Raw genomic sequence first — 20,391 nt, forward strand, 5'->3', positions numbered from 1 at the left:
CGTTTGTTGGTGGAAGGGGCAGCGCGTTCAACGAACGCGGTGGCGCCAATTGCAGTCATTCCAGTCTTTCACGATCGAGAAAAAACGAATTGCCCAGATTCGCTTCTGCGTAAAGCGGTCGCTTGGTGCCGACCTTCTTTCCGACGTTCCAAGCTACGCGCTCGCGTCTAGCATCATCGAATTGAGAATGGCGCATGTGAGTTCTCCTCGGCCGGGATTAGCCGAAGTATAAAGGTGCAGGGCATTCGCCGCTTGGGGGCGGTAAGCGGACTGGCGGGTTTTGGCGTCGGAAGAACGATAGCGGACGCAACTGTCAGAAGGACTGATGCCTTGGCCTGACCCACCCCGGACGTTGAGTTGACCCAAGGCAACAGTTGGAAACTGGCGCCGGGAACGGTCCTTTGGTTGCCGCTATCTAATGAAGATTTCCGGAATGGGGACTTCAAATCAGCAGCGTCCGAGGATATCGACCTTGATGGGTTGGTCGAAGACGAACGAACCCTCACTATTACGGTGCGCCGCTGCAAGTACGTCTGCTATTAGGGCGGATTTGTCTTTCTCCACAATGTCGCGTCGCGATAGATCGACAGCTACGACGCGATCCAAAAAGTCTTCCACTGTTCGAAAGACTTCTCGACGAACATAGTTCAGCGTGGTCATCCGGATGAGCATTCCAGAGAGTATGGCTGTTTCGATTGCGCGTTGTGCCGCTTGCCGGACAACGGTCTCGTCTTCGATCAAGAGAAGGGCGGAGAAGAAGTTGCCGGTGGGCAACGGCTCGATGATGATCACAACGCCGTCTGGCCTAACAACACGGCCAGCTTCGCGAAGCGCTGCCTGCATCGCCATTTCGGGAACGTGGTGGAGCGCGTTGATCATCACGGCAATGTCGAATGTCGCCTCGTCAAAAGGAAGCGCCTCGGCAACACCTTTGAGGAAGCTGACCTGCGGAACAGCAGCGGTGGCAGCCCGTATAGCGTCCACTCCCGGATCGAGAGCGGTTACATATGCGCCCTCAGCAGCAAGTTGCCTCGCAAAACTGCCGGTGCCGCAGCCGATATCTAGAATCCTAAGCCCAACGATCGATGGCCGCACCGATCTGATCACTGCCAACGGACCGTCTATACGTTGCACTGCTCGTTCCCTTGACCGGCGACCGCGGCCAAGCTAGCGGCGCGTTCGTCTGCTTCCTCCTGAGGTCGACTCACCTTTGTTGCGATGTGGCTCACCAGATGGTCCGCCTCCTCTGCAACGGCCGGAATGGTGCCTGATTTCCGCGTCACCGCAAAATCGAGGCCGGCGAAATAGAGCCCGGGAATGGTGCCTATACCGTCCTCGTGCTTCGGCTGGCCGGCCTCATCGAGGGTCCCGGGAATCTTCACCCATGAAAAGTCGCCCGAGAATCCGGTGCACCAGATGATCGAGGAGATGCCGCTTGCGGCCAAGTCGATCGATCGGATTGGCGGGCTCGGCACGCTCGACGCAACCGTTTCGGCAGGATCATCCTCAGCCGGCGGCGCATCGATGCCGGCGCGCTCGATGTACTCGTCGATCAACCGCTTCGCGTAGGCCGAGGCTTCGTCTGCGAAGCGCATGTGGTCGTCGACGTCGTCACCGAAGGCCAGGCTGCCATTCACGATGCCATTGAAACGGCCGAGCAATACGACCCCTTGGGCGCTAAGCGACTGCAGGCTGATTGTGTGGGTCGCGCCGAGCAGCGGGCGCGGCGGCGGCCTGCCGCCGTTTTCCAGGATGAGCTGACGGAGCGGCACGTCGGCAAAGCCGGAGATGGTGAGCCAGTTGAACGAGTCGCCACCCCGGTAGCGGCGCATTAGGCGGCCAGTGCGGCTCGTCGCCAGAAATACCCGACGTCCGGCTTGCACCAGATCCTCGGCGATCTGGCCACCCGATTGACCACTCCCGACGACCAGCACGGCGCCCTCAACAAGCTCGGCCGGATTGCGGTAGGCTGAGGAATCGACCTGGCGAACAATGGTCGGCAGGTCTGACCACCAGGATGGCCGGACCTGGCGGCACTGGTTGCCCGTTGCAATCACGATCGAATGGGCCAGAAGCGTCTCGCAATCCGTCGTGACCCGGTAGGTGCCGTTCTCGGAATCCAGCCGCTCAACCGCCACCCTGGTGCGCACCGGCAAGTGGTACCGGTCAACATAGCCTTCCAGATAGGCGACGAATTCGTGGTGCGTTATCGCGCCCCAGGGGTCCGGCCCGTCGTAGGAGTCGCCGGGCAGCATGGTGCGTATGTTCGTCGAGTTCAGACGGAAGGAGTCCCAGCGCTGAGTTCGCCACGTCTCGCCTATGCAGCCTCGCTCGAGAACCTGGTGCGTGCAGCCACGTTGTTGCAGGAAATAGCTGACGCCAAGCCCGGCCGAGCCAGCGCCTATGACGACCGCATCAAGAATCCCTCTCATGTTCCCCCGCCAAAATCGTGCCGCCGACAACGACTGCATGTGAGGGCGAACGACACCAGGCTCACCCTGCAAATGCAGCAGCATACTGCAAAGTGCTGTTTCCGGAAATTCCAAAGGACGAAAGCCACCCCGAATCCAAGCGCCCCCTGCCAGTCTCTTCTAATTACGAATATCGTCTGCAAACGGGTGAAACCGGTCATTCACGGGTGCGGTGCCAATGACTGATCTTAAGGCGCAAAGCCGCCTTGTCGCTTTCGGGGCCGAGATCGGAACGTCCGCTTTCGGGATGATTGGGCTAGAAAGCCGACCTTTTCACCCAGCGTAGCGCCGACCGCTTTGCGGCCCAGCGGACGTTCGGATACTTGCAAGAACTACTCTCACTACGGAACTCGCCGTACATCGAATCGGGCGGTGCGAAGAAGCAGTTCATATACTCCTCACTTGGATGCAGGCAGATATGAAAATCGTGGTCACCGGACGGCAGCGCGTCTCTATATGGAATCTGAAACAAATGCTGTCGGGTCACCAGGTGGTGGTCGCCAGGAAGTAGTGTAACGGAAAAGCCGCTCGGTCCAGTCTTCACCGATGCGCCCGGGATGCGCTCGCAATCGCCTCCCAGGTCATCTCCCTTGCAGCAAGCTGGCGGATAAGGCCAGCCGCGCACCGCATCATGCGCGCCCGCGCTTCCGCCCGATATCAACTCGCAAGCTGCCGCCAGTACAGCCGTGGGTTTCGCCATCAAGGTTGGACCTGCTACCCCTCGTCGCCAGTCGGCATGATCGGCCAAGACAACCTTGGTGTAACGAAAGGAAACCGATCAAACGCCGATTTTCTCCCGATCTGGAGTTTGATATGCTCATGATCAAGGGGTTCGACGTTCTGCGCATGCAAAGAGATGCGGGATGAATCCGCGCTCATCCAAGACAATCGTGGTGAACGGCATCACTCTCGATTTTGCCGCCGGGATTTTGCGCGACAGCCAAGGCAAGGATGTGGTCTTGCGCTCGCAAGCCTTCGCGGTGCTTGAATACCTCAGCACGCACTGATCGCGTCGTCACAAAAGACGAGCTCATGCAAGCGATATGGCCTGGCATTGCAGTAACCGACGACAGCTTGGTGCAATGCATCGGTGATATCCGCCGGGCACTGCGCGATAAGAACCAGATGGCTCTCAAGGTAGTGCCAAAACGCGGGTACAGACTCGCAATTGACGCCGCGGAATGGCCGATCGAACCGACAGGCCGTAGCCGGTCGCCGGCCATCATAGCTCTTGCCATTGCCTTGTTTGCGGCAGGACTCCTCTGGGGCTTTAATCATCGCGCCGATGAGAGTGGCGCCGGGGCAGTTCTGCCCTCCGTTGCGGTGCTGCCATTTGGGATGATCGGTGGTGATGCGGACCAGCAGCGGCTGGCTGACGGCCTGACCGAGGACATCATCACTGACCTTGCCCGATTTCCAGAATTTCGGGTGATAGCTAGTAATACGACCGCAGCCTACAAGGAAAAGACGTCTAACACGAAAGAAGTGGGGGCGGCTCTCAACGCTGCCTTCATCGTCGAGGGCTCGATCCAGCGCCAGGCCGATCGCGTGCGCATCACGGCGCAACTTGTTGAATCTGCGACCGGCAAGCACATCTGGTCGGACCGGTGGGATCGGCCCGAAAACGACTTTTTCGCGATTCAGACCGATATCGCCGAGCAGGTCTCGAACCGGCTCGGCGGTGGCGCTGGCCTGATTCAAGAGGCGGGCCGCCGGGAGGCGCATCGCAAGCCGCCAGCGAACCTCAACGCCTACGAGCTCTACCTTCTCGGCACCGAGCGGCTCGAGCGGGTCAATCGCGACGATCTGGAAGAGGCGATCCGGCTTCTCACACGGTCGCTGGAGCTTGATCCCTCCCTCGCCCGGGCTTGGATCGAGCTTTCGCACGCCCACAAGGTCCTTGCCGGCTTCGGGGTGGAGCCCCTGCGGAACCAAAAGCTGGCTGCCGATGCTGCGATGCGCGCGGTCACGCTCGACCCGGGTGACGCAGAGGCCCATGTGGTCCGCGCGATTACCCTGGCCGAGAGCGCCGATCTGGCGAAGGCGAAGGCGGAGTTCGACACGGCCCTCAGCATGGCGCCGAACGAGTTCGAGATCCTGACCTTCTACGTTACTTGGTCGGCCATGTTCGGCGAGCCCGAACGCGGCGCCGAATTGGCCGACAGGGCGATCAGCCTGAACCCGAACTTCCCGATGTGGAGCACCCGTCCGCTCAACGTCGCCTACTTCTGGGCCGCCCGCTACGAGGACGCCCTGCGCATGACGGACCGGCTCGGCCCTGACAATTACGATCGCTGGGTGGGGACGTTTCGAGCTGCCGCGCTTGCAGCTCTGGGCCGGACGGATGAGGCGCGGACGCTTGTCGCGTTCACCCTCCAGAAGTATCCGGACTTGAGCATAGAGGGAATAATCGCCAACCTCCCCTTCACCGAGGTACAGCGGAACCGGCTGATCGAAACGATGAGCCTCGCCGGCTTTCCACGCTGTGCCAAGTCTGAGGACCTCGCCAAACTTGAGAAGCCGGTCCGGTTGCTCGGATGCAAGTCGCCGTAGACGGCAAGCGACAGTCTGCATGATCGAGGGGGCGCATTCTGTTCGCACGAAGGCACCGTAAGGAGGTATCGCCATGATTATCCGCATTTATCGCGGCACGGTCTTTGCTGGAAAGCAGCGTGTCTGGCAGGAGCGTGTTGAGTCGCTTTCTATTCCCTGGCTGAGGAAGCAGGCGGGCCTCATCGCCTTTTACCCCGGTAAGCCACCTGCGGAGAGTGCGGGCAGGACGTTCTGCATGGTGATGGTCTGGGATGGCCTGGAGTCGGTGAAGGCCGCTATCGGGCCAGACTGGAATAACGCGATTTATCATGGCGATGAAGCCGAGTTGATCGAGTCTGCTCAAGTCGAGCACTTCGAGCTCTTTCCGTAGGCTGCCGAGTGCAGGGCAACAATGGGGCCGAAAGCGGACAGGCAGGTTCCAGGCGTGAATTCCTTTTAACGCGGACGCTCAATGCGGCGCTTCAAGCACCCTAGAATCGAACCCAAAACTTGCTGCGCCTCCAGCGTCTCTTGCGCCACAATTCATGAATTATCCACACCAAATACAGGAGGCGACGCCTCAGATATTGCCCAGCGTAACCTGCATCGCGATAGTCCGTAGTGAAATTTTCGATACTTGCACGCGAGGGCGCCGCTTCAACCACGTGACCCTTACGCTGCAACTTCTTGACGGTGCTCACTCTTGAGTAATGCGAACCGCCGATGACCACAATTTTCATATCGGCTCTCCCCGTGAGCAATAAAGTCCTGAAGGCTAGCGGTCGGCTTCATTGTCCAGTCGGCACTTGTAAGAGCATGGCCTTTCCCGCGCTGGAAGCGAGTGCCTAGACGGAGGACGGCTACGACGCCGATGGGCAGGCATGCCTATGCCGAGGTATGAATAGAAGTGAACAACTGCTTGTTTGATTGTGGCGCGCATGACGCCCGCCATGAGGAAATGTCAGCTGGGACTATCCACCCCCTGTCACCATGCATGGCGTGCTCGCTATCCGGCCAGTCCTTCGCCCTGGAACATCAACTAGAGTATTGAACGCACATGCCCTTGGCGTGATGGCGCACATCCCGCCAAGGCCGGCATGGTTCGCTCCCTGGAAACTCGAATGTCGACGGTCGCAGCGTCACTTTGCTCGACTGCCGGCGCGATGGAACAGCCTTTCCAGCAACAGGAGTCCGCACCCATGACCGAACCTTCTGAAGTCAAACGCGATCCCGTCGAGCACGCATTGCTCGCCTCGGCCCCGATCGTCGTGCGCAACCGCACCGAAAAAGAGCGGAAGGACAGCGGGGCGCCCAATCTGGCCGACCTCAAGGACCCGATTGCCCGAAACGCCAATCTGCCGGCTGATGCGCTGGTGATCGATGCCAAAGGCACCACGCGGGAAGGAAGCACGGATTGTGGCTGGCTCTGTCCGTGCCACAGGTCGCAATACGACACCGTCAGCCGTGTCCGAAAAGGACCGTCACCTGAGAACATGCCGGTGCCGGTGTTCCAATTCATTTCCGGCACCAAGATCTGCATGGGCTAGGGCAGAGGGACATTAAGATGCGTGAGGGACCCTCAACCTACAAGCCAACGACCGGTATCGAACGCTGGTTCGACGCCCGCCTACCGCTGCCGCGGTTGGTGCATAGCTCCTTCATCGTCTATCCCGTCCCCCGCAACCTGAATTACGCTTATACGTTCGGCGGCATTCTCACGATCATGCTGGTATCGCAGATATTGACCGGCATCGTGCTGGCCATGCACTACGCGGCCGACACCACCCTCGCCTTCGATTCAGTCGAAAAGATCGTGCGCGATGTCAACTCGGGCTGGCTGCTGAGATCGCTGCATTCGAATGGCGCCTCGTTCTTCTTCATCGCAGTTTACATCCACATCTGCCGCGGGCTCTATTATGGTTCGTATAAATCACCGCGACAGCTTCTGTGGGTGCTCGGCTGTACCAACTTGCTGGTGATGATGGCGACGGCCTTCATTGGCTACGTGCTGCCCTGGGGCCAGATGAGTTACTGGGGCGCCACTGTCATCACTGGGTTCTTCAGCGCCATTCCCCTGGTCGGCGACTGGATCCAGCAATTGCTGCTCGGCGGCTATGCAGTCGGCAATCCAACGCTGAACCGCTTCTTTGCGCTGCATTACCTGCTACCGTTTTTGCTGGTCGGCGTGGTGACATTGCACATCTGGGCGCTTCACGTAGTCGGCCAGAACAATCCTACCGGCATTGAGGTGAAATCAAAGACAGACGTTGTGGACTTCACGCCGTACGCTACCGTAAAGGACGCGTTCGGTATTATCGTGTTCCTATTCTTTTTTGCCTATTTCGTCTTCTATCTTCCAAATTTTCTCGGCCATCCCGACAACTACGCGACCGCAAATCCGCTGAAGACACCTGCTCACATCGTGCCGGAATGGTACTTCCTGCCGTTCTACGCAATCCTGCGCGCCATAACCTTCAACGTCGGACCGATCAATTCCAAACTCGGCGGGGTGCTCGCGATGTTCAGCTCAATCGCTGTTCTATTCTTAGTGCCCTGGCTCGACACTTCAAAGGTGCGATCGGCGGTTTACAGGCCCTGGTACAGGTTCTTCTGCGCAAACTGCGCGGCGGCATTCTTGTCGACCAATCGGTGGCCGCCGGCGGACCGGGCGACCTGCGGCGGCAATGGGCAAACTGGACGCACGCCACGCAAGACGGCGGGACGCCGGCGCCCGTGAACCGCGACGGGAGCGCGATGGCCCTGATCGCCTATACGTCCGGCACGACCGGCGTGCCGAAGGGGTGTGTCCACACGCATGGCGGCATACAGTCGGCAATCTCCAGCGTGAGAGCGGCGGTCGGAATTGCGGCGGCCGATGTCGTGCTGGTGACGTTACCCCTCTATCACGTGACAGGCATGCAGACCTCGATGAACGTCCCGCTCGATGCCGGCGCGACATTGGTCCTAGCTGAGAAATGGAATGCGGCGGCCGCGGCGCAATTGATCGAAACACATCGAGTCACGCGATGGCGAAGCATCGCAACGATGATCAGGGACTTCGTCGAGCTTCCAAACATCGGGGCCTTCGATCTCTCGAGTCTGAACGCGATCGGCGGGGGCGGCGCCGCGGTACCGCTCGGATTACATGCGCGAATCCGCGAGATCACCAGCCTGGACTACCAAGAAGGATTTGGCATGACGGAAGCAATGGGCGCGACGCACATGAATCGCGCGGGGGCGCCACGGCCGGGCTCGATCGGCCGCCTGGTTGAGGGCGTCGATGCTTTTGTCATTTCGACAGAGACGGATTTGCCTTTGCCGGTTGGCGAAGAAGGCGAATTGGTCGTCGCCGGCGCGCAACTCTTTAGCGGCTATTTCGGCAGGGAGGATGAGACGAACCGGTCGCATCTTCAAATCGATGGGCGACGCTACTTCAGGACGGGCGACATCGGTCATGTCGACGAGGACGGATATTATTTCATCACCGACCGTCGCAAGCGGATGATCAATGTCTCCGGCCTCAAGGTGTGGCCGGCGGAAGTGGAGCAGGTGATCATGCTGCATCCGGATGTCGCGGAAGCTTGCGTAGTTGCCGCCGATGACTTGCGGCAAGGCGAGATGGTGCGTGCGATCATCGTCCTGAAGGCCGCCGTTAGTCGCGACGGGATGGCGGAAGAGCTGACCTGCTGGTGCCGCGAAAATCTTTCCGCCTACAAGATTCCCCGACTGATCGAATTCAGGGATGCGTTGCCGCGCACCGCTACGGGCAAGACTGACTGGAAGGCTCTTCAACAACAGGTTTCGGCAGAACCCCCGGCGTCGCGCTAGACGCGCATTTCGAGTGGCTACAGACGGCGATCCAGGTGGTGGGCACGCTCTATCTGATCTGGCTCGGCGTGAAGATGGTTTTGGGCGCCGGCGCACCAATCAAGGCGGCGCCACGGAAGTGAAGCGGCGGGACGCGATGCGCCGCGCCTTCATCGCCAGCTTCACCAAGCCGAAATCCTTCGCCTTCTCCGGCAGTATCCTACGATCGCTCCTTGCGATCAGCGCTCGGGCAATCCCGCCAGCTTCAAGCCTTCGGCCACCTGGTTTGCCCATGCCGGGGTGTTGTGGAAGACAGGCAGCGACCGGAATCGCTCTATCGTGAAGTCCGGCTGAACGGTGAGCAGCTTTTGCGCGGCCCAGCGGGCAGTCTCCAGATCGCCGTCCATCGCCGACCAGGCGGCCAGGTATCGATAGGGAATGACGATGTCAGGATGGGCCGCGATGATCTCGCGGGCGATCGTAACGGCCTGGGAAAGAGAGCCGGTCTTGGCCAAGGCGTAGCCCGTTCCCAATCTCACGGCGAATGCGAACGGATCCATCGGGCTCAGCGTCATCGCCCGATGGAACCGGTCCAGGGCCAAGGCGGCTTCGTTCTTGTAGATCGCGATCCAGCCACGGCGCGCCCATGCCCACGCATTGTTCGGATCGAGCGCGAGTGCCCTTTCGATGAAGGTGGCTGCGCGCTCCTGCTCGCCGCACATGCTCAATGCCCAACCGGCGGCGGCCAATGCGGTAGGATCGTCGCCGATCGAGCCGGCAGCCTCAACTGCGGCGAGCGCCTTTTCCAGCTCGCTTTCAGGGTGCTCGGCCCACAGAAACACGGCGTTCGAAGCGTAGCACCACGCCAGAAGCGCATGGGCGCGGCCATAGGCAGGATCGATGGCGATCGCTTTCCGGAGTAGCTCTATTGCCAGGTCGTTGGCGTCCTTGCGGCGCCCCCAAATGTTCGGGTAGGCGCGCATGACGAGGTCATAGGCCCTGAGGCTGGCCGGCGGCTTGCGTCTGGCCAGCTCGATCTCGGCACCGCGGATGGCTGGATGGATGGCGCCGGCCACCTGCGCTGCGATCCTGTCCTGGAACTCGAAAACGTCCTCGGTCGCGCCCTCGTAGCGCTCGGACCACAATTGTGTCCGCGTGTCGGCATCGACCAGCTGCACGGAAATGCGCAGACGGTCCCCGCCCCGCCGCACAGTGCCTTCGACGACGTAGTTGACGCCGAGCTCCCGCCCGACTTCGCGCACGTCGGCGAAGCGCCCCTTGTAGGTGAAGGCGGACTGGCGCGCGATGACGAAGAAGTTGCGGACGCGTGAAAGCGCGGCGGTGATCTCCTCGACGACGCCGTCGGCAAAATACTCGTCATCCGCTCCGCCGAGATTGTCGAAAGGCATCACCGCCACCGACGGCTGGTCATGCGGCCTCGCCGGCGTGGCGACAGGCTGGGCCGGCTGGGCGGTGTCGTGCGTCGACGCGATCGGGCGATTTCCGCTTCGCGTTTGCAGCGACGCCGCCAGTGCGTTGGTCTGCGCCTCCGGCTCCACGTCCAGATGCTTCCTCAGCAGTGCTCGGCAGGACTCGAACTGGCGCCGGGCCGCATTTCGTGACCCCGGGCGGCGTGGATTCGCATCAACGCCCGATGGGCCGCCTCCGCGGTCGGGTCCGAGGCGAGCAGTCTTTCCGCGAGCCGTTCGCAGGACGCTTCATCCATTGTTCCGGCATCGGGCAGCGCGAGGCTAAGGCGTTCCACCAGTTGCAGCGCCTTCTGCCGGTATCTGACCTGATGCGGGCTGAACCATTCATCCAGGCCATCGGGAATGACCTCGCCTGCAAGCACGTCGCCACGGTAGAGTTCGGCGGCGAGGGCGAGGTCCGCCGTTCCGCTTTCGGCGAGCTTGCGCTCGAAGAGCCAGATATCCGCTTCGTCCGGACCGGCCCTCAGCGCGACCGTTTCCTGATCCCCCTCGATGGAAATGGCCGCATCGCCGCCGGCGGGAAACCAGCGCCTGATGTCGGCAAGCGCCTGGCGGAGGCTGTTGCGTGACTGCGCATCGCCGCGTCCCGGCCAAAATCCTTCGGCAAGCCGTTCGCGATGGTGGCCCCGGCGGCCTGCCAGGACCAGGGCAGCAAAGAGAAGCGCGGATTTGCGCGTGGCGAAGCGGACGGGCTGGCCGTCTGCGGAAGTCACTTCGAGGCCGCCAAGCAACCGGATGCGCACGATGCCCTCCGAAGTTCGAACGCGCCGGCAGAATAGCATCTTCGCCAGTCGATTTAACACGGATTTAACGGCGGCCCTGCGGACTTGCCGCAATGGTTCACGCCCGGCTGAACAGCCGCAAATCGCGTGTGTGACAAGCTTCGACCGTAATCTGGAACGGGAGAGCAAAATGGCTCATACGGAAGCTCACGCGGAGACCCGCGCGTCGAAACACCAGCCGCTTGGGATGACATCAAGCAGCATGGCAGCGGCGGCCGCTGCCTTCATGGCATGGCGTCGCACTATTGCAGGACGCAGGGCATTAGCAGACCTGACGCCCGATCAGTTGAGGGATATTGGCTGTCCGGAGCCCTTTGCGCCGAAGTTCGTCGTCAGGGTCGGGGTCGGCCTCATGACAGACCTGATGTCCATGAGATGAGGTTCGCCACCTATCTCGCGTCGCTCGAAAACCCAATCATGGAAAGCAATCATGCATGTGAGGGCTGACACGCCGATTGCACCCACGACACTTTCGCGGGGGGAAGCGTTGAGCATCCTTTCGGCCGGCATTGCAGGGCCATCCTGCGGCGAGGCCAATGAGATGCTGGCCTGGCTCTATCTGCTGCCGCCCAGCGAGCCAGCACCCGGCGAGACAGGCGCCGAACCGCCGGTCAATCGCCCTCGGCTATGGCTTCGCCTGCGCAGTCTCTTTAGGACTTGACCTTGCCGACATTTGCCTTCCCATGGAGGGCGCGCGGTGAGATCCCTGACAAGCTCCGTCCGTAATCTGGAGCGCCGGTTTCGGCATCGGAGTCGGGATTGGGTTGCGAGGCTTGGGGGCCGCGGCATCGAACTCGAACGTGCCACGGCATCGACAAGCTGATACATTCCTCGATGCCATCTTATTCGGGCGGAGGATCACCATGTATGCGCGCTTGTATTCGCTCTTGCTGATATTCCTTTTGGCCGCACCCAGCGCCTTCTCGGAGACGCTGAAGCTTCCGGACAATCTGACGGGGTTCAGTTCCCCTGCCGGAGAGAGCTTTCTTGTCGAGAGCACGGCGAAGGAAGCCTATTTCCCTCTCGCGAGCAACTTTCTCACGCAAAAGACGCAGTCCTATTGCGGCGTGGCAAGCATCGTCATGGTGCTGAACGCGCTCAACGTTGCGGCGCCTGCTGTGCCCGAATACGAACCCTACAAAACGTTCACACAGGATAATGCCCTGAACGAGCGGACCGAGGCCATTCTTCCTCGCCAGGTCCTGGACAAGCAGGGAATGACGCTCGACCAGATCGGGGCCATTCTTTCCACGCAGCCGGTCAAGGCCGAGGTCCGCCATGCGTCGGACGCCAGTCCTGAGCAGTTTCGGACCCAGGCCAGTTCCTTCCTTTCCAAACCCGGACATTTTGTCATCGTCAACTATCTGCGCAAGGCAATGGGCCAGGAGAAGGGCGGGCATATATCCCCGCTGGCCGCTTATGACGAGAAGGCGGACAGGTTCCTGATCCTCGATGTCGCTCGTTACAAATACCCGCCGGTATGGGTGAAGACAGCCGACCTGTTCGCAGCGATGAACACGGTCGACAGCGACAATGAGAACAAAACCCGCGGATATGTGCTGATATCGTCGCCTTCGGGACAGTAGTTCAGCTGAACTGGCCGCTTCTGTTGAACAACTCTAGGCGATGAGAGGCGACGATCGGCGATCAATTGCTTGAGGTTCATTCCAGGCGCCTGTCTCGCCGGAGCAGGTCTTGGCCCGGTTTAGCTTGTTCATTGTCACCCTGATTGCCGGGCCAATCAGCGGCACCAGCGCGGAGGAAGTGGAGAGGGTGCGCGTCGCCACCTTCAACGCGTATCTGTTCTCGTTGATCTTCACTTCGCCTACTGCCCTGTGCGATTGCAGTTCCGGGGGAACGAGTCTCGCGTATCGACATCGCGATCGTAATCGGAGTGATCTTTGTCATAGATGCGGCGCTAGCCAAAGTGAACGTCCGCTTTTTCGGGGGCGGTGTTACTACTCCGAACGACCGTGATTGCCCGCAAAGCGGTTTGGTTTCCCGGGCTTCTAGCCGAAGGCGGCCCCTGAGCGCGGAGGCTGTCGCACTAGCACTTCATCTCGATCCGGATACCATGGACGAGTTTGCCGCTCTTGTTGAGCACTCGTCCGGCCGGCTGCGGGGCCATCGGATGGACAACCAGGCACCCCTTTCCATCCCATGCTTCGATCGCCCGGATCACGTCACGATTGTCTGGCAAGACGGCGCCGTCCGGCGAAATATCATGGATCGGCCCGCCAACGGAGTCGAAGACGAAGACAGAAGGCCAGCGGTGGTGGTGTACCGGTTCTTCCTCGTCAGCCTGCAGCGTAACCTCAAGCACGCGCAAATTGGCGTTCTCGAAGATGACCTTGTGATTTGCCGGCGCGGCCGCAACCGCATCGAGCGCTGGATCCCATTCAGCTGGATCGATCTGGTTGATGCTAGCGGTCGTGATTGCCATGTTTTCCTCCATCAGTGCCACCCATGTTTTGATGGGCCGATCCGTCTCGACCTTGTCGGTTTCGACCTGAACGGCGTGAGGTCACGCCGCCTTAACAGCGGTCAATCTCAAACCGCCGGCACAGGTTGAATCGCGCCCTGCGTGCAGAAAACCTGCCCGTTCGCCAGCCGAGCATAATTGTGAACGACCTGGTTCTCGTGATCCTGAACTTGCACGACGAAGTTACCGCTCTGCTCGGTCCAACTCATGATGAAGACACCCGGGCGGATATCCGTCAGATCGCTATGAACCACCTCGTCGATCTCAGTAGTGCCGATTGTTGGCCCGCACGCGCAATTCCGTCGGCGACAAAACCGCCAGCCGTGGCACGAAGGAACCAAATGCGCATTCGAAAGTCTCCCCGATGAGCGAGGTCGAAGCGCCTTTGGTCGCAGTCATACTCTCCTCCCAGGCAGCCGTCCCAATCATTGAAACCATTCCCGGCGACCCTTCCGCCGGGGCGGTCGTTTTCGATCGGGCTCCAGAGGCAACGGCAATCCTGACCATGTCCGACTGGCAGGCAATCACCGTTCTCGACGAAGCGGTTCGTCGCGGCATAAACATTCCCGAACACGTGTCGGTGGTGGGCTTCGATGGAACCGCAGAAGCGGCACGAACCACGCCGCCCCTCTCGACCGTAGCGCAGAATATTGTCCAGAAGGGACGGCTTGCTGCGGCCATGGTTTTCGCGAACGGCCCTCCCAAGCAAATCGTCATGCCTGTCGAGCTCGTGGTCCGCGCCTCGACCGCTCGACCCCGTGGCTAGGCGAACACTTACAACAATTTGTGGATCCACAACCTCCAGCGTGATCGCCGGCAAGGTCTGGTTTTAGGAAGCTGCGAAGCTGTCCTCTACGCCCGACATGCGGCGCAAACCTGCCGTCGCTTCGTAATCCAGCCGCTATGAGCCGTACGGCCGGCAGGACGTGTCATGGTGATAGCAATCCACTCATTTGGGGGCGTGAATCGACAAGCTGTGGAACTCTTCGAATTGGCCCGGGAAGTTGTAGGCCAGGTAGCGCACAACCTTGGAATTATCCATCAGCCGGTCAAAATAGCGGCCGGCTGCCAACAGTTCCAGGCTCACAGAGCCACGTCGCTCCACAGCGCTCAGAAACTCACTGCTTAGCCTGCCAAGTTCCGGCGTCATCGCGCCCAGTTGATCTTCAGACACGTTAGCAATCATCGCTGGATAGAAACCCTCGACCAGCAGCGCACGCGGCGTAAAAGCGACAAGGATCTTTGCGTATGTGAACGTGACCCGCTCCATCGCAACCATCAGTCGGGCAATTTCCAATTGCCTGGCGGGGAGCACATGCCGCAGCAAGCCGAAGATTTTCACCCTTACAGGGCAGTCTTGGAGGACGTCGAGGACGTCCGGGCAAATCCCGCTGACAGGTTGGCGGCCTGCGTTCCTACTAGGAAGGGGCTCGCTGGCTCGCGTTGCTGCTCCCGGTTCGAATGTCGTTTCTTGCAACCTCTGTGCAAAGGGTTTTGGCATCGTGGCAAGCCCCTCGGATGCCAGCAATGAGCGAAACCTTTTATCACTCATTACCAAGCGAAGCGCTTCGATCAGACGGCCCAAGCGCTGTTCTGCTTCCACTGTTTCATTTATAAAATCGCGCTTGCGTTTGCACTCCGCCTCATAGGCTGCCAAGAGCTTCGGCGCGAAGAGCTTCTCCTTTGACCCCGGTTGATCAGCAGCAATATTGCGGGCGTGTCTCTGGTCGCTGTCGTGCAAAACTTTGTAGGCGGCTTGGCGGGTCATCTGACGCTTCACGCCCACAATATGTTCTCCGCACTTGCTCGCTCTGCCAGCCTGGTAAGTGGCGTGAGCGTGGGAAAAAGATAGGTGTCCAATTGTGCTCCATTGTGAGCGCGCAATTCCGATTTTCCGATGATCTCAGACATAGGGGCAATCAGATAGTCTCGAATAACAAGGTCACCCGGGCTCATCCTGATCAATGTGAAAATGTCGGCCAGCGACTGGCGCTGGGTGTCAAGAGACCAGAAGGGATATCCGTAGTCGGAAGCGCAGCAACGCGCGATTTCGATCGCAACAGTGAACTCGTCGTTGATCCGGAACACGTCGCTTTCTCTGTCGTAAGCCGCCTTTCCGCCAGCCCTTCCGATCGCGGCCAGTAGGTCCTCTATCGCCTGTGTACGGACCGACGCCAGTCGCTTTTTCGAGGTAACAAACTGCCAGTTCCTGGGCGGCTGATATCCAATCAATTCATAGGACTTCAGGAGGCTTCCGAAGCGATGATGATACAGGCTGGCTGCGGGGCAATCTGGCGCAGCGTCAATGATGGAGGTAGACAAAGCGCCCCGGCGCGCCAGGACCTTTTTCAATGCAGCCAGCATCTCTTCGTTGGTCACGCTCATATGCGAATAGAGCGTTTTGTGGATGACTTGCGCCCGTTCAAACAGCTTGCGGTCAACAATGGGCTCAAATGCGCCTTCCGCTCGCACCCACTGTTCAGGAGGATTGTTCACTGCTTTTGCTTTGAGCTTGCGGGAGCGCTTGTTCCAAACATTGGTGCCAACGTATTTTTCATTGGTCAGAACTCCACGCACAGTTTCCCGCTTCCATGGTCGCCCAAGGTCCGTCAGCACGCCGCGCTTGTTCAGCAGCCTTGCCATCTCAAGCTCCCTCATGTGCGTTTTGACGAACTGACGGAAGATCCACCGAACCGTTGCAACCTCTTCGGGCGGCCCGGGCACCAAGATCGTTCTGTCGGTGTGCACGCTCTTTTGCTCGTGCTCGGAGAGAATAAGTTTGGGACGTCCCGAATGGTCCATAATCTGGCGTCTTAAGCCGAGCCCCGGCTTACCGCCCTGTCGGAACCCCAGCCGGATCAGCCTCGCCTGGCCTATGAACGTCTTTTGCGAGAGCATGCGGCTGTGCTCGGCCGCCATGCTGCGTTTGATGGCCTTGAGCACATCGGAGCCGACGCTGCCGTCGTTTGCGAATTGCTCGGCGCAAAATTCGATCCGCACGCCGGCCATCTGGCAACGGTATTCGTAGGCGGCGCTTTCATCGATGTTCTGGAAGCGTCCCCAGCGGCTGACATCATAAACCACGACCGTTTCGAACTCGGCTCGCCCACTCTCCACATCGGCCAGCATCTGCTGAAGGCCGGGGCGACCGCCCAGGTTTAGACCGCTGCGACCGGCATCCTCGTAGGTGGCGACGATGTCGTAGCCCATGATATCGGCATAGTTGCGGATGGCATCTTTTTGGTTGTCGATCGAGTAGGTCTGGTGCTCTTTCGACATACGCAGATACTGGGCCGCGCGCACAATGCGCCTGCCTGCGTTGCGGACGGTTGCAACCTTGTCCATCGCGTTGCGCCATCGTATCGATGCTTTAAGATTGCCATTGTCGACCTGCGAGTTGGTTAGCAATTCCAATCCAGTTTATGTCGAATCCCGTGCTTCAATACGTCGGGTTAATTCACAAAGAAACCGAAAGCGACTACGGCGTATCCTTTCCCGACTTTCCGGGCGTCATCACCGCCGGTGCAACCATAAGCGAAACGCGTGCGCTCGCTAAACAGGCACTTGCGTTACACGTCGCCGGTATCATGGAGGATGGCACACCATTCCGGGGGCCTTCCTCACTCGATCAGGTGCAGGCTAGCAGCGATCATAGCGCGCTCACGACTATCCTGGTTCCGCTGCAGCCCATTCGGTAACGCGGGAGCGGCGAGTTTGCGCTTTGGAAACCATGCCCTTCAACTGCCGGGAAACCGTGACTCAGTTCGTGAGAAGGCGCGCCGCCGTTCCGCCGCAATGCGGGCCCACTGCGGCCGGGTACGCCCCTGTTTCTTTTGGTCTTTGGGGCTTCGAAGGAGTTCTGGAGATGATGATCAAGAAGGTTTTCGTGGCGGTCCTGATGACAGCAGCACTTGCCGGATGCGAGACGCAGACCGAGGGCCAGCAGCGCGCCACCACAGGCGCGCTGATCGGCGGCGCCGGCGGCGCGCTGGTCGGCCAGGCGATCGGCGGCAACACCAAGAGCACGGTGATCGGCGCTGCGAGCGGCGCGCTGCTCGGCGCCGTCGTCGGCTCGGCCACCACGCCGCAGCGCCGCGGCGAGCAGCTCTGCCGCTACCAGGATCGATACGGCCGCATCTACACTGCGCCGTGCGACGATCGCTACTACAACGGCGATTATTGACCTCTGGGTCTTAAATGCGGGAGACGGCGTGTTCTGCGCCGTCTCCCACAGTCCGTCATCCTTTTGCACACTTCTCGATGTAGAACCATTTTTGCGGTGGGCTGCGGAGGAGGTCGATTTGACGACGACGAGCCTTGCCAGCACCCTAAAATCCCGAAGCAAGCAAGCGGTGAAGCGGTTGATCGGCTACGACAGCCGCAACTGGCTGCGCATCCGCCAGATCGAAGCCTTCACGACCTTCCTCGAAGTGGCCAACCGCAAGTCGCGCGACGTGATCGAGATCTCGCCGGGCTGGAACCGCTATTGGAAGGCTATGTGCCCCAACTACCGCTCACTCGACTTCCCCGACTTCGACATCTGCAAGGATCGCACCGAGGAGCAGTACTCGATCGTCATCGCCGACCAGGTGCTGGAGCATGTGCAGCGCCCGCTGGCGGCTGCCGCCAACATCCACGCGATGACCAGGCCCGGCGGCTGGGCAATGGTGGCGACGCCCTTTCTGTTTCGGGTGCATGCCCGCCCGCACGACTACAACCGCTGGACTCCCGCGGGCCTAAAGCAGGTGATGGTCGAGGGCGGCTTCGCCGAAGATGACGTGCAAGCCTACGGCTGGGGCAACAAGGCCTGCGCCAAGGCGCATATCGGCGGTCCGGTGCGGGCTTATGGGATTTGGCGGGACCTGAGCAACGACGAGGAATACCCGCTGATGGTGTGGGCGTTCGCTAAGAAGGCCTAAATTCGCGACCCCAAGTCATTGTTGACTTGGCCCTCCAGCCACGTCGCCACTTCCGCCGATAGCTTGAAAGGACCTGTCATCCTAGCGCCTCCGGTTCAGGTTCATGCGCCAGCGGATAGTTGGCAGCGCCACGGAGGAGCCGCGGCGAAAGAGCGCCGAGGCGAAGCCGCCGCATTCGAGCATGTCGAGGGAATGCTGTGGCCGTAGGGTCCGGTCGGCCCGAAGTGGGGTTCGATGGACAAGCACTATAAGGTGCTGGCGGCTTAGTGGGAGTGCATGATGGCCGCCTGTGCAGACAATTGCAGGGCGGCATTCGGTTCCGAACAATTTTATGAACAGGGTTTGTCAAATATATAATCGCCCTTGTTGGCGAGGCGAGGATTGTCATCTTCTGCCGCCCGATCCCAGAAAGGCTGCTGGTTTATAGCAATTGGAATAATAAGCCGCTGACTTGCGTTTACCAAAGAGCACGCAAATCCGAGCGGAGGACGTTCGATGCATGCCGGTTTCCCGCGAAACTTGATCATAGCCGTATTGGGAACCATCATAGTGAGCTGCGCTGGCGTTCCAGCTCAGAAAACGGTGGCAATAACCGGCTATGGCCCCAACCCCACCCTGCCGAAACCGACACCTACGCTGATCCCGACCGTCAACATCGCGGAGGCAACAGGCTGGCAGAAAGGCGGCATGCCCGTCCCTGCCAAGGGGTTGACGGTGAACGCCTTCGCCACCGGCCTCGACCATCCGCGCTGGCTGCATGTGCTGCCGAACGGCGACGTGCTTGTCGCCGAAACGAATGCCCCTGCCAAGCATGACGAAGGCTTTAGCCTCAGAAAGGTCTTCATGGGCCTCGCTATGAGGCGAGCGGGCGCCGCGACCAAAAGCGCCAATCGGATCACGCTCCTGCGCGACACCAATGGCGACGGCGTTGCGGATGTGCGCAGAATTTTCGTGGAAGGCCTCAATTCGCCCTTCGGCATGACGCTGTCCAAAGGCAAGCTCTATGTCGCCGACACCGACGCGCTCGTCGCTTTCCCCTACTCCAACGGCCAGACCCGAGTAACCGCGCCGCCGGAAAAGATCGTCGACTTGCCGGCCGGAGACATCAACCATCATTGGACCAAGGACGTGATCGCAAGTCCGGACGGACGCAAACTCTATGTCACGGTTGGCTCCAACAGCAACGCTGGAGAAAATGGCATCGCCGCGGAGAAAAACCGCGCCGCCGTCCTTGAGGTGGATCGGTCCAGCCGCAGCACCCGGGTTTTCGCGTCCGGGCTGCGCAACCCGAACGGGCTCTCCTGGAATCCTGAAACCGGCGAGCTTTGGGTCGCCGTAAACGAGCGTGACGAGATTGGCGACGATCTCGTACCTGATTACATCACCTCAGTTCGCAACGGCGCTTTCTATGGCTGGCCCTACAGCTATTATGGGCAGAACGTCGACGAACGCGTCAAGCCGCCGCGCCCTGATCTTGTGGCGGTGGCGGTCAAGCCCGACTATGCGCTGGGCTCCCATACCGCCTCACTGGGACTGGCTTTCTCCAGCCGCGCGTCGCTCGGCACGGCCTACGGCAACGGTGCCTTCGTTGGCCAACACGGCTCATGGAACAGAAGCGTGCACAGCGGTTATAAGGTGATCTTCGTGCCGTTCCGTGGTGGTAGACCGAGCGGCCCCCCGAAGGATGTGCTCACCGGCTTCCTCGGACCCGATGGCAAGGCGATGGGTCGTCCGGTCGGCGTTGCTGTCGATCGGGCTGGCGCGCTGCTCGTTGCCGACGATGTTGGTAATGTCATCTGGCGGGTCAGCCGAGCGAAGGGGCGTTAAGCGCCAGTGTCTTTCTGGCTCCCTTTGATGGTTCGAAATCGAATGGGGTGTGATATGTGTTGCTGACGGCACTTGCCCTTT

The 20,391-nt window shown here is 60.2% G+C and carries 19 protein-coding genes and 3 pseudogenes; 13 read left to right on the top strand and 9 right to left on the bottom strand.

Going from position 1 to position 20,391, the window contains the following annotated elements:
* Positions 1-55: 55 nt before the first annotated feature.
* From EJ067_RS34490 to EJ067_RS35180, 4 genes and pseudogenes are all read right to left on the bottom strand, one after another.
* Positions 56-196, bottom strand: a complete 141-nt coding sequence (locus tag EJ067_RS34490) for a hypothetical protein (protein WP_189510488.1) — start codon at positions 194-196, stop codon at positions 56-58.
* A gap of 251 nt (positions 197-447) precedes the next feature.
* A complete protein-coding gene (locus EJ067_RS08490) occupies positions 448-1,134 on the bottom strand; it encodes a class I SAM-dependent methyltransferase (protein WP_126085547.1) in 687 nt (228 codons plus the stop codon).
* Positions 1,122-2,516: an NAD(P)/FAD-dependent oxidoreductase gene (locus tag EJ067_RS08495; RefSeq protein WP_348639518.1), complete on the bottom strand. Its 1,395-nt coding sequence runs from the start codon at positions 2,514-2,516 to the stop codon at positions 1,122-1,124. The genes EJ067_RS08490 and EJ067_RS08495 overlap by 13 nt, the downstream gene beginning before the upstream one ends.
* A gap of 325 nt (positions 2,517-2,841) precedes the next feature.
* Positions 2,842-3,171, bottom strand: a pseudogene (locus EJ067_RS35180) (hypothetical protein); the annotation flags it as partial.
* Positions 3,172-3,334: 163 nt separating this feature from the next.
* On the opposite strand from EJ067_RS35180, the gene EJ067_RS34495 reads away from it, so the two are divergent.
* From EJ067_RS34495 to EJ067_RS08525, 6 genes and pseudogenes are all read left to right on the top strand, one after another.
* Entirely contained in the window at positions 3,335-3,478 is a 144-nt protein-coding gene (locus tag EJ067_RS34495; protein ID WP_189510491.1) for a hypothetical protein, read from the top strand.
* Between the two features lie 25 nt (positions 3,479-3,503).
* Entirely contained in the window at positions 3,504-5,024 is a 1,521-nt protein-coding gene (locus EJ067_RS08505; RefSeq protein WP_189510494.1) for an adenylate/guanylate cyclase domain-containing protein, read from the top strand.
* 73 nt (positions 5,025-5,097) lie between these two features.
* Positions 5,098-5,394 (top strand): hypothetical protein, encoded by a 297-nt coding sequence (locus tag EJ067_RS08510; RefSeq protein ID WP_126085549.1) that lies wholly within the window; start codon positions 5,098-5,100, stop codon positions 5,392-5,394.
* Positions 5,395-6,124: 730 nt separating this feature from the next.
* Positions 6,125-6,550 carry a hypothetical protein gene (locus EJ067_RS08515; protein ID WP_245468217.1) on the top strand — a complete coding sequence of 142 codons (426 nt, stop codon included), beginning with the start codon at positions 6,125-6,127 and terminating at the stop codon, positions 6,548-6,550.
* Positions 6,551-6,567: 17 nt separating this feature from the next.
* Positions 6,568-7,614: pseudogene (locus EJ067_RS08520) on the top strand (cytochrome b N-terminal domain-containing protein); the annotation flags it as partial.
* Between the two features lie 143 nt (positions 7,615-7,757).
* The gene (locus EJ067_RS08525) at positions 7,758-8,831 is read left to right on the top strand and encodes an AMP-binding protein (protein WP_126085551.1); all 1,074 of its coding nucleotides are present in this window, start codon (positions 7,758-7,760) and stop codon (positions 8,829-8,831) included.
* Positions 8,832-9,049: 218 nt separating this feature from the next.
* Here the strand turns inward: EJ067_RS08525 and EJ067_RS08530 are convergent.
* Positions 9,050-11,043: pseudogene (locus EJ067_RS08530) on the bottom strand (BTAD domain-containing putative transcriptional regulator).
* A gap of 169 nt (positions 11,044-11,212) precedes the next feature.
* Between EJ067_RS08530 and EJ067_RS08540 the strand changes: the two are divergent.
* Positions 11,213-11,461 (top strand): DUF1127 domain-containing protein, encoded by a 249-nt coding sequence (locus EJ067_RS08540; protein ID WP_126085554.1) that lies wholly within the window; start codon positions 11,213-11,215, stop codon positions 11,459-11,461.
* 484 nt (positions 11,462-11,945) lie between these two features.
* Entirely contained in the window at positions 11,946-12,668 is a 723-nt protein-coding gene (locus EJ067_RS08545) for a phytochelatin synthase family protein (protein ID WP_126085555.1), read from the top strand.
* Between the two features lie 33 nt (positions 12,669-12,701).
* Here EJ067_RS08545 and EJ067_RS08550 read toward each other — a convergent pair whose 3' ends face one another.
* Together EJ067_RS08550 and EJ067_RS08555 are read right to left on the bottom strand one after the other, a co-directional pair.
* Complete coding sequence (locus EJ067_RS08550; protein ID WP_126085556.1) at positions 12,702-12,902, bottom strand: hypothetical protein; 201 nt, start codon at positions 12,900-12,902, stop codon at positions 12,702-12,704.
* 227 nt (positions 12,903-13,129) lie between these two features.
* Positions 13,130-13,525, bottom strand: coding sequence for a hypothetical protein (locus EJ067_RS08555; protein ID WP_245468218.1), 396 nt, complete (start codon positions 13,523-13,525; stop codon positions 13,130-13,132).
* A 403-nt stretch (positions 13,526-13,928) separates the two neighbouring features.
* Here EJ067_RS08555 and EJ067_RS08560 point away from each other — a divergent pair, with 403 nt between their 5' ends.
* Positions 13,929-14,330, top strand: a complete 402-nt coding sequence (locus tag EJ067_RS08560) for a substrate-binding domain-containing protein (RefSeq protein WP_126085557.1) — start codon at positions 13,929-13,931, stop codon at positions 14,328-14,330.
* A gap of 183 nt (positions 14,331-14,513) precedes the next feature.
* Here EJ067_RS08560 and EJ067_RS08565 read toward each other — a convergent pair whose 3' ends face one another.
* A complete protein-coding gene (locus EJ067_RS08565; protein WP_245468219.1) occupies positions 14,514-15,350 on the bottom strand; it encodes a plasmid partitioning protein RepB C-terminal domain-containing protein in 837 nt (278 codons plus the stop codon).
* Positions 15,341-16,909, bottom strand: a complete 1,569-nt coding sequence (locus EJ067_RS08570) for a recombinase family protein (RefSeq protein ID WP_126085558.1) — start codon at positions 16,907-16,909, stop codon at positions 15,341-15,343. Before EJ067_RS08570 ends, EJ067_RS08565 begins: the two co-directional genes overlap by 10 nt.
* Positions 16,910-16,986: 77 nt before the next feature.
* Between EJ067_RS08570 and EJ067_RS08575 the strand changes: the two genes are divergently transcribed.
* The 4 genes from EJ067_RS08575 (at position 16,987) to EJ067_RS08590 (ending at position 20,310) form a co-directional block, all read left to right on the top strand.
* Positions 16,987-17,262: a type II toxin-antitoxin system HicB family antitoxin gene (locus EJ067_RS08575; RefSeq protein WP_245468220.1), complete on the top strand. Its 276-nt coding sequence runs from the start codon at positions 16,987-16,989 to the stop codon at positions 17,260-17,262.
* Between the two features lie 167 nt (positions 17,263-17,429).
* On the top strand, positions 17,430-17,747 hold the full coding sequence (locus EJ067_RS08580; RefSeq protein ID WP_067327946.1) for a YMGG-like glycine zipper-containing protein: 318 nt from the start codon (positions 17,430-17,432) through the stop codon (positions 17,745-17,747).
* A 118-nt stretch (positions 17,748-17,865) separates the two neighbouring features.
* The gene (locus tag EJ067_RS08585; protein ID WP_126085559.1) at positions 17,866-18,483 is read left to right on the top strand and encodes a methyltransferase domain-containing protein; all 618 of its coding nucleotides are present in this window, start codon (positions 17,866-17,868) and stop codon (positions 18,481-18,483) included.
* Between the two features lie 495 nt (positions 18,484-18,978).
* Positions 18,979-20,310 (top strand): sorbosone dehydrogenase family protein, encoded by a 1,332-nt coding sequence (locus EJ067_RS08590; protein ID WP_126085560.1) that lies wholly within the window; start codon positions 18,979-18,981, stop codon positions 20,308-20,310.
* Positions 20,311-20,391 lie beyond the last annotated feature (81 nt).

Source organism: Mesorhizobium sp. M1D.F.Ca.ET.043.01.1.1 (assembly GCF_003952385.1).
Taxonomy (GTDB): domain Bacteria; phylum Pseudomonadota; class Alphaproteobacteria; order Rhizobiales; family Rhizobiaceae; genus Mesorhizobium.

What these genes read in the sequence shown, in the direction of transcription:
- EJ067_RS08570 (WP_126085558.1), bottom strand. Translation starts at nt 16,909, where the DNA reads ATGGACAAGGTTGCAACCGTCCGCAACGCAGGCAGGCGCATTGTGCGC.
- EJ067_RS08515 (WP_245468217.1), top strand. Translation starts at nt 6,125, where the DNA reads ATGTCGACGGTCGCAGCGTCACTTTGCTCGACTGCCGGCGCGATGGAA.
- EJ067_RS08505 (WP_189510494.1), top strand. Translation starts at nt 3,504, where the DNA reads ATGCAAGCGATATGGCCTGGCATTGCAGTAACCGACGACAGCTTGGTG.
- EJ067_RS08555 (WP_245468218.1), bottom strand. Translation starts at nt 13,525, where the DNA reads ATGGCAATCACGACCGCTAGCATCAACCAGATCGATCCAGCTGAATGG.
- EJ067_RS08590 (WP_126085560.1), top strand. Translation starts at nt 18,979, where the DNA reads ATGCATGCCGGTTTCCCGCGAAACTTGATCATAGCCGTATTGGGAACC.
- EJ067_RS08580 (WP_067327946.1), top strand. Translation starts at nt 17,430, where the DNA reads ATGATGATCAAGAAGGTTTTCGTGGCGGTCCTGATGACAGCAGCACTT.
- EJ067_RS08495 (WP_348639518.1), bottom strand. Translation starts at nt 2,516, where the DNA reads ATGCTGCTGCATTTGCAGGGTGAGCCTGGTGTCGTTCGCCCTCACATG.
- EJ067_RS08510 (WP_126085549.1), top strand. Translation starts at nt 5,098, where the DNA reads ATGATTATCCGCATTTATCGCGGCACGGTCTTTGCTGGAAAGCAGCGT.
- EJ067_RS08575 (WP_245468220.1), top strand. Translation starts at nt 16,987, where the DNA reads ATGTCGAATCCCGTGCTTCAATACGTCGGGTTAATTCACAAAGAAACC.
- EJ067_RS08525 (WP_126085551.1), top strand. Translation starts at nt 7,758, where the DNA reads ATGGCCCTGATCGCCTATACGTCCGGCACGACCGGCGTGCCGAAGGGG.
- EJ067_RS34490 (WP_189510488.1), bottom strand. Translation starts at nt 196, where the DNA reads ATGCGCCATTCTCAATTCGATGATGCTAGACGCGAGCGCGTAGCTTGG.
- EJ067_RS34495 (WP_189510491.1), top strand. Translation starts at nt 3,335, where the DNA reads ATGAATCCGCGCTCATCCAAGACAATCGTGGTGAACGGCATCACTCTC.
- EJ067_RS08560 (WP_126085557.1), top strand. Translation starts at nt 13,929, where the DNA reads ATGAGCGAGGTCGAAGCGCCTTTGGTCGCAGTCATACTCTCCTCCCAG.
- EJ067_RS08540 (WP_126085554.1), top strand. Translation starts at nt 11,213, where the DNA reads ATGGCTCATACGGAAGCTCACGCGGAGACCCGCGCGTCGAAACACCAG.
- EJ067_RS08545 (WP_126085555.1), top strand. Translation starts at nt 11,946, where the DNA reads ATGTATGCGCGCTTGTATTCGCTCTTGCTGATATTCCTTTTGGCCGCA.